The sequence below is a fragment of the Sphingomonas sp. 66-10 genome (assembly GCF_001897045.1).
GTDB lineage: Bacteria > Pseudomonadota > Alphaproteobacteria > Sphingomonadales > Sphingomonadaceae > Sphingomonas > Sphingomonas lycopersici.
The window spans coordinates 35079-42500 of record NZ_MKRR01000130.1; the positions used below are offsets into that span (position 1 = coordinate 35079).

The following is a 7422-nucleotide window of genomic DNA, read 5'->3' on the forward strand; positions in this document are numbered from 1 at the left end:
CACTCCTGCTACCGACGCCTTGGCATTCATATTCGTTCTCCCGGGCACAATACTCAACGCCTGCCGATGTCTTGACTTGGTCAAGTTCATTGCCTGATCGTCATATCGACCTTGTCGCCAGTATCGCTCTTCGACGGCACCCGGTGCACAGCGGCGAAAGATAACATCCTTTGGCGCTGGATCTAAAAGACCATGGACGCATACGACTTTGGAATTGAGGAACGCATCAGGCACTCATTTCCAAGGTCGCGTAAGCGTACATCGGGCTGGCGCGTATTGCTCAAATGTCGCTAACTCCGTCAGAGAGAACATGAGTGCAGAGATTATCGCTCGATGCACATCGCGATACCCATGCCTCCCCCAATGCAGAGAGTTGCAAGCCCGTTCCGAGCGTCACGCTTTTCCATCTCGTGGAGCAACGTTGCGAGGATCCGAGCACCAGATGCGCCGATCGGATGTCCAATCGCTATTGCCCCCCCGTTTACGTTGACAATTCGATCATTCAGACCCAACTCGCGCGTGACGGCCAGAGCTTGGGCTGCGAACGCTTCGTTCGCCTCGACAAGGTCGAGATCGGCGACCGCCCAGCCCGCCTTGTCGAGCGCCTTGCGCACCGCCGGCACCGGACCGATGCCAAAGCGCGAGGGTTCGACGCCAGCAGTGGCCCAGCTTCGGATATGCCCCATCACCTTGACGCCGCGCGCGTTGGCTTCCTGAGCTGACATCAGCACCATGGCAGCCGCGCCGTCGTTGATGCCCGAGGCATTTGCGGCGGTGATCGTTCCCTGTTTGTCGAACGCAGGCTTCAGACCCGCAAGCGAGTCGATTGTAACGTCCTCCCGGATGTATTCGTCGGTATCGACGACGACGTCGCCATGTCGATTCTTGATGGTGACGGGGACGATCTCGTCACGGAATCGCCTGGTCTTGCGCGCGTCTTCGGCAGGGTTTTGCGACCGACAAGCGAAGCGATCCTGTTCGTCGCGAGTGATCTCCAGTTCGGCTGCGAGCCGGTCCATGTGCAGGCCCATGTGTTCGCCGTCAAACGCATCGGTGAGCCCATCCCTGAGCATCGTGTCGACCATCTGGACACTGCCCATCTTCGCCCCGTTGCGCAGCCGCTGTGCATGTGGCGCATTGGACATGCTCTCCTGCCCGCCGGCGATTACCATGCGGGCATCGCCGGCCTGAATCGCCTGTGCACCAAGCGCGACCGCACGCAGCCCCGAACCGCAGAGTTGGTTGATGGTGAGCGCGGTCGCATCCGCCGGAATGCCTGCGGCAATCGCCGCCTGACGTGCTGGCCCTTGGCCGAGTGCACTAGTCAACACATTGCCCATGATGACCTCGTCGACGTCGGACGGAACGACTCCTGCAGCGTCAAGCGCTGCCACGATTGCAGCCTTGCCCAATTCATAGGCCTGCAATGGCGCCAGAGCACCCATGAAGCTTCCTACAGGAGTGCGCTTCGCAGAGGCGATTACCACACCAGTCATCTCGTTCCCCTTATTGAATATAGTGCGCGGTCGTCTTCGCCCGCACTTCCTCGGCGCTCACGCCGGGCGCGCATTCCTCGAGGCGGAAGGGCGAGGAGTGATCGGGCCGGCGGAACACCGCGAGGTCGGTCAGGATCATATCGACCACGCCCACGCCGGTCAGCGGCAGGGTGCAGGCCGGGATGAACTTCGCGGTGCCGTCCTTGGCGCAATGCTCCATCACTACGATGATCTTCTTCACGCCGGCAACGAGGTCCATCGCGCCGCCCATGCCCTTGATCATCTTGCCCGGAATCATCCAGTTGGCGATGTCGCCGTTCTCGGCCACTTCCATCGCGCCGAGCACGGTGAGGTCGATCTTGCCGCCACGGATCATTGCGAACGACTGCGCGCTGTCGAAATAAGCCGAATGCGGCAGTTCGCTGATGGTCTGCTTGCCGGCGTTGATAAGGTCGGGATCGACTTCATCGTCATAAGGGAACGGGCCTATGCCGAGCATGCCGTTCTCGCTCTGCAAAGTCACCGTCATACCGGCGGGGATGTTGTTGGCCACCAGCGTCGGGATGCCGATGCCGAGGTTGACGTAGAAACCGTCGCGCAGCTCCTGCGCGGCGCGGGCGGCCATCTGGTCGCGGGTCCAGGCCATTATGCGGTCTCCCTATCGCGCACGGTGCGGAATTCGATCTTCTTATCGTAAGGGCTGCCGACGACGAGGCGTTGGACGTAAACCCCAGGCAGGTGGATCGCGTCGGGATCGAGACTGCCAACGGGGACGATGTCTTCGACCTCGACCACGCAAACCTTGCCACAGGTGGCGGCCGGCACGTTGAAGTTGCGTGCGGTCTTGCGGAACATCACGTTGCCGGTGGGGTCGGCCTTCCACGCCTTGACCAGCGACAGGTCGGCGACGATGCCACGTTCTAGGATGTATTCGTCGCCGTCGAACAGCTTGGCTTCCTTCCCTTCCCCCACGAGCGTCCCCACGCCAGTCTTGGTATAGAAGCCGGGGATACCCGCGCCGCCTGCTCGCATGCGCTCCGCCAAGGTACCCTGCGGACAGAACTCAACCTCAAGCTCGCCCGAGAGGTACTGGCGTTCGAACTCCTTGTTCTCGCCCACGTAGGACGAGATCATTTTCTTCACCTGACGCGTACGCAGCAGCTTGCCGATGCCCTCGTTATCTATCCCGGCATTGTTCGAGCAAAATGTGAGATCCTTCACGCCCGACACCATAATGGCATCGAGCAGGCGCTCGGGAATACCGCAGAGCCCGAAGCCGCCGCTGGCGATCAGCAGCCCGTCGCGTAACAATCCGTCGAGCGCGGAGCAGGCATCGGGATAAATCTTGTTCATATTTCCTCTCCGGCTTGAGCCAGCAACGCTCGCGCTTGCTTGAGATGGGGCGCATCGATCATCGCCCCGTCGAGCTGGAGTGCCCCCGCTCCCGGCGACGCTTCGAAGGCCGCGATGATCCGGCGGGCCCGGTCAATCTCGTCCGGCCCCAGCATGAAGGCCGCGTTGATCACCGGCACCTGGCCAGGGTGGATCGCCATCATGCCGACGAACCCATCGCGCCGTGCCCGACGCACATAAGCGTCAAGCGCTTCCGGCGCGTCGATTTTCGGAAAGACCGTTTCGAGCGCGGCGACGCCGGTGGCGTGGGCGGCAAACAGGGTCAGGCTCCGCGCCAGTTCGTAGGGGGCGGTATAGCTGCCGTCCGGCTCCCTCGCCGAGCTCGCGCCAATCGCCGCAGGCAAATCTTCTGCCCCCCAGGTCAATCCCACCAGGTGATCCCGAACCTCGCGGTAGCTGCCGAGTTCGAAGACCGCGGCCGGGGTTTCAGTGGCGATGGGCAATATCGGGGGAACCGGAGCGCTCCCCGCCATCCCCAGGATGGCCCGCACGCTAGCGGCCCCCTCCGCCTTGGGGAGCAACAGTGCTGCCGGGTCCGTCCCGAGCACCGTTTCTAGATCGTCGGCGACGAAGGCGCTGCCCAGCGGGTTTACGCGGACGAAGCTCAGGCATTCCCGGGGCTCCGACAGCCAGTCCCGGATCGCGCCGCGTGCGTAATCCTTGCGGGCTGCGGCAACCGAGTCCTCAAGGTCGAGGATGATCGCGTCGGCCCCGCTCGCAACGGCCTTGGCAAAGCGCTCCGGCCGATCCGCCGGAACAAACAGCAGCGATCGCAATCTCACGACGGCGTCCTGAGGATCAGGGCAGAGCGGCGACACCGGCAGACGATCTCGTTGCGCTGATTGAGCATCTCGTGGCGGAACGTCACCACACCTGCATTCGGTCGCGACCGGCTTTCGCGCAGCTCGACCACCTCGGTCGCCGCGCGCAGCGTGTCGCCGATGAACACCGGCTTGGGCATCATCAGTTCGTCATAACCGAGATTGGCGACGAGCGTACCGGCGGTCGTGTCCCCGACCGACAGGCCGGTCATCAACGAAAAGGTGAAGGTGCCGTTGACAAGGATCTGCCCGAACTCGCTGGCTCTTGCGGCCTCCGCGTCGATGTGCAGCGGCTGGGAATTGTGGGTCATAGTCGAAAATAGGAGGTTGTCTGTTTCGGTGACAGTGCGGCGGATTTCGTGCTCGATCCGTTCGCCCACCTGCCATTGATCGAAATACCGCCCTGCCATCACTGCACCTCCTTCTCGACCCGTGCCAGCAGCGCATCCACCTGCACCTGTGAGCCCGCCACGGCATTGAGCTCCGCGATCACCCCGTCGAACGGCGCCGTCAGCGTGTGCTCCATCTTCATCGCCTCAAGGGTCAACAGCCGTTGCCCCTTCTTCACTATCGCCCCGGCGCTTACCTCGACTGAGATGACCCGGCCCGGCATCGGCGAAAGGATCTGGCCGTCGCTCGATGCGCTCCCGCCAGTGCCGTCCTGGCGCCACGGCGCGAGCAACCACGCCTGTCCTTGGTCGATCACCAGCGTCGATCCGGCGGGACGATCACTGCCGCCACCTTCCAAGGCGATCTCCGTAGCCTGGCCATCGAGCAGGAAGATCGCGCTCCGCGCGGGTTCGGAGTTGAGCCTGAAGCCGGCGAGGGGCTGGTTGGAGATCAGCTCGCGGGTAGCACGCCTCATCGCGGCCGCCGAGGGATGCGGCGGCACCGCCATCGCCTCGCCGTCCCGCGCGATCAATCCGGTATCGACCTGCCCTGCAACGAATTCCGGATGTTCCAGCGCGCGCGCCAGGAAGAAGGCGTTCGTTTTCACTGGCCAAACGGCGGTCCCACCGAGCATCTCTCCGAGCCGCTGACGCGCCTCGTTCCGGGTCGCGCCCTGGGCAATCACCTTGGCGATCATCGGGTCGTAGAAGGGCGACACCTCGGCACCCTGGTAAACTCCGGTGTCGATGCGACCGCCGGTTGCGCCCCCGAAAAGCAGGAGCTCGAGACGGCCGATGCTGGGGAGGAAGCCCTTCGCCGGATCCTCCGCATAGAGCCGCGCCTCCATGGCCCAACCGCGCAACGACAGTTGGTCCTGGCTCAGCGGCAGGGCCTCGCCACTGGCGACGCGCAACTGCCATTCCACCAGGTCGACCCCGGTGATGGCCTCCGTAACCGGGTGCTCCACCTGGAGGCGAGTGTTCATTTCCATGAACCAGATTCGATCGGCGCGAAGCCCGTCGGAAGCGTCGGCGATGAACTCAATCGTGCCGGCGCCGACGTAGTCGACCGCCCGGGCCGCACGGACCGCGGCCGAGCACAACGCCTCGCGGGTCGCCGCGTCCATGCCCGGCGCAGGCGCTTCCTCGATCACCTTCTGGTGTCGGCGCTGGAGCGAGCAGTCGCGCTCGAACAGATGCACGACGTTGCCATGCCTGTCCCCGAACACCTGAACCTCGATGTGGCGGGGACGCTGGATATACTTCTCGATCAGGACGTGGCCGTTGCCGAAGCTCGAAACGGCTTCGCGCTGGCAGGACAGCAGCGCGTCGGGGAAGTCCTCCGCCCGCTCGACCATGCGCATGCCCTTGCCGCCGCCACCGGCCACCGCCTTGATGAGGACTGGATAGCCGATCTGGGTCGCCTCTCCGGCCAGAAAAGCGGGGTCCTGGTTCTCCCCCATGTAGCCCGGCGTGATCGGTACGCCGGCCTCGGCCATCAGCTTCTTGGCGGCGTCCTTCAACCCCATCGCGGTGATGCTCGAGGGGTTCGGGCCGACCCAGACCAGCCCGGCGTCCATTACCGCCTGCGCGAACTCGGCATTCTCAGAAAGAAACCCGTATCCCGGGTGGATGGCTTCGGCGCCGGTCGCTTTGGCCGCAGCGAGGATCTTCTCGCCTTGAAGGTAGCTTTCCCGCACGGCCGACGGGCCGATATGCACCGCTTCGTCTGCCTGCCGCACATGCAGGGCATCGGCGTCGGCATCGGAATAGACCGCCACGGTGCGCATGCCCATGGCCCGCGCCGTGCGGATCACGCGGCAGGCGATTTCGCCGCGGTTGGCGATAAGGAGAGAATTGATCATGCTGGGTTGGATCCCCTGATCGCCCTGGATTGCATCACGTCAATCCCGGGCCTGGAATGAAGGGTGGCGTGGCCTGCCGGAGCACGCGGCGACTGGCGCTGTGCCCGGCCTCCCGTCGTCACATCCTGAACACGCCGAAAGCGGGACGCTCGGGTATCGGCGCGTTCAGCGAAGCGGCCAAAGCTAGCCCCAGCACGTCGCGCGTCTGGGCAGGATCGATTATGCCATCGTCCCACATCCGGGCCGTGGCGTGCCACGGATTGCCCTCTTCCTCGTAGCGCTGGCGAATAGGCGCCTTGAACGCCTCAGCCTCCTCCGCCGTCCACTTGTCAGCATCGCGGTGAACCGTTGCCAGCACGCTGGCTGCCTGTTCGCCGCCCATGACCGAGATGCGGCTGTTGGGCCAGCTGAACAGGAACCGAGGGGAGTAACCGCGCCCGCACATGCCGTAGTTGCCCGCGCCGAAGCTGCCTCCGATCAATATGGTAATCTTGGGCACCGTTGCCGTTGAAACTGCAGTGACGAGCTTGGCGCCATGCTTTGCGATCCCTTCTGCTTCGTACTTGCCTCCCACCATAAACCCAGAAATATTCTGGAGAAACAGGAGCGGCGTGCGCCGCTGGCAAGCCAGCTCGATAAAATGCGCGCCCTTCATGGCGCTCTCGGGAAAGAGCACGCCATTGTTGGCGATGATGGCGACGGGGAATCCCCATATGTGGGCGAAACCGCAGACCAGGCTGCTGCCGTAGAGCGCCTTGAACTCGTGGAATTCGCTTCCGTCAACGATCCGTGCGATCACCTCGTGGACATCATAGGGCGCACGGACGTCCTGGGGAATTATCCCGTACAGGTCCTCGGCCGGAAAGGCTGGCGGTCGCGGCTCTATTGCCGGAACCTCTGGCGCGCATTCTGCGGGCAGATGCGAAACGATGTCGCGCACGATGGTGAGCGCATGCTCATCGTTTTCGGCAACGTGGTCCACCACACCTGACTTGCGGCCGTGCAAATCACCGCCGCCGAGGTCTTCGGCGCTGATTTCCTCACCAGTGGCGGCCTTTACTAATGGGGGACCCGCCAGGAAGATGGTGCCCTGATTGCGCACAATGACGCTCTCGTCAGACATCGCGGGAACATAAGCCCCTCCAGCGGTGCAACTCCCCATGACACAAGCGATCTGTGGAATGCCCTTCGCGCTCATGTTTGCCTGATTATAGAAGATGCGCCCGAAATGATCGCGGTCGGGAAACACTTCCGACTGGTGCGGCAGGTTCGCGCCCCCGCTATCGACCAGATAGATGCACGGCAGGCGATTGGCTTCGGCAATCTCCTGCGCTCGCAGGTGCTTCTTGACCGTGAGCGGATAGTAGGTCCCTCCCTTCACCGTGGCGTCGTTGCACACGATCATGACTTGGCGCCCGGACACTCTGCCAATCCCGGC

Annotated in this window: 7 protein-coding genes; all 7 read right to left on the reverse strand. The window is 63.4% G+C overall.

Annotation, left to right across the window (positions count from 1 at the left end; all coding sequences use genetic code 11):
* Positions 1–323 precede the first annotated feature (323 nt).
* Positions 324–1496 (reverse strand): acetyl-CoA C-acetyltransferase, encoded by a 1173-nt coding sequence (locus BGN95_RS13540; protein WP_286772922.1) that lies wholly within the window; start codon positions 1494–1496, stop codon positions 324–326.
* A gap of 10 nt (positions 1497–1506) precedes the next feature.
* Complete coding sequence (locus tag BGN95_RS13545; RefSeq protein ID WP_286772923.1) at positions 1507–2142, reverse strand: CoA transferase subunit B; 636 nt, start codon at positions 2140–2142, stop codon at positions 1507–1509.
* Positions 2142–2849 carry a CoA transferase subunit A gene (locus BGN95_RS13550; RefSeq protein WP_286772924.1) on the reverse strand — a complete coding sequence of 236 codons (708 nt, stop codon included), beginning with the start codon at positions 2847–2849 and terminating at the stop codon, positions 2142–2144. The genes BGN95_RS13545 and BGN95_RS13550 overlap by 1 nt, the downstream gene beginning before the upstream one ends.
* Complete coding sequence (locus tag BGN95_RS13555) at positions 2846–3691, reverse strand: HpcH/HpaI aldolase/citrate lyase family protein (protein ID WP_286772925.1); 846 nt, start codon at positions 3689–3691, stop codon at positions 2846–2848. Before BGN95_RS13555 ends, BGN95_RS13550 begins: the two co-directional genes overlap by 4 nt.
* Positions 3688–4140 (reverse strand): MaoC family dehydratase, encoded by a 453-nt coding sequence (locus tag BGN95_RS13560; protein ID WP_286772926.1) that lies wholly within the window; start codon positions 4138–4140, stop codon positions 3688–3690. Before BGN95_RS13560 ends, BGN95_RS13555 begins: the two co-directional genes overlap by 4 nt.
* Positions 4140–5984 (reverse strand): acetyl/propionyl/methylcrotonyl-CoA carboxylase subunit alpha, encoded by a 1845-nt coding sequence (locus BGN95_RS13565; protein WP_286772927.1) that lies wholly within the window; start codon positions 5982–5984, stop codon positions 4140–4142. The genes BGN95_RS13560 and BGN95_RS13565 overlap by 1 nt, the downstream gene beginning before the upstream one ends.
* A gap of 118 nt (positions 5985–6102) precedes the next feature.
* A partial coding sequence (locus BGN95_RS13570) for a carboxyl transferase domain-containing protein (protein ID WP_286772928.1) occupies positions 6103–7422 on the reverse strand: 1320 nt, incomplete at its 5' end.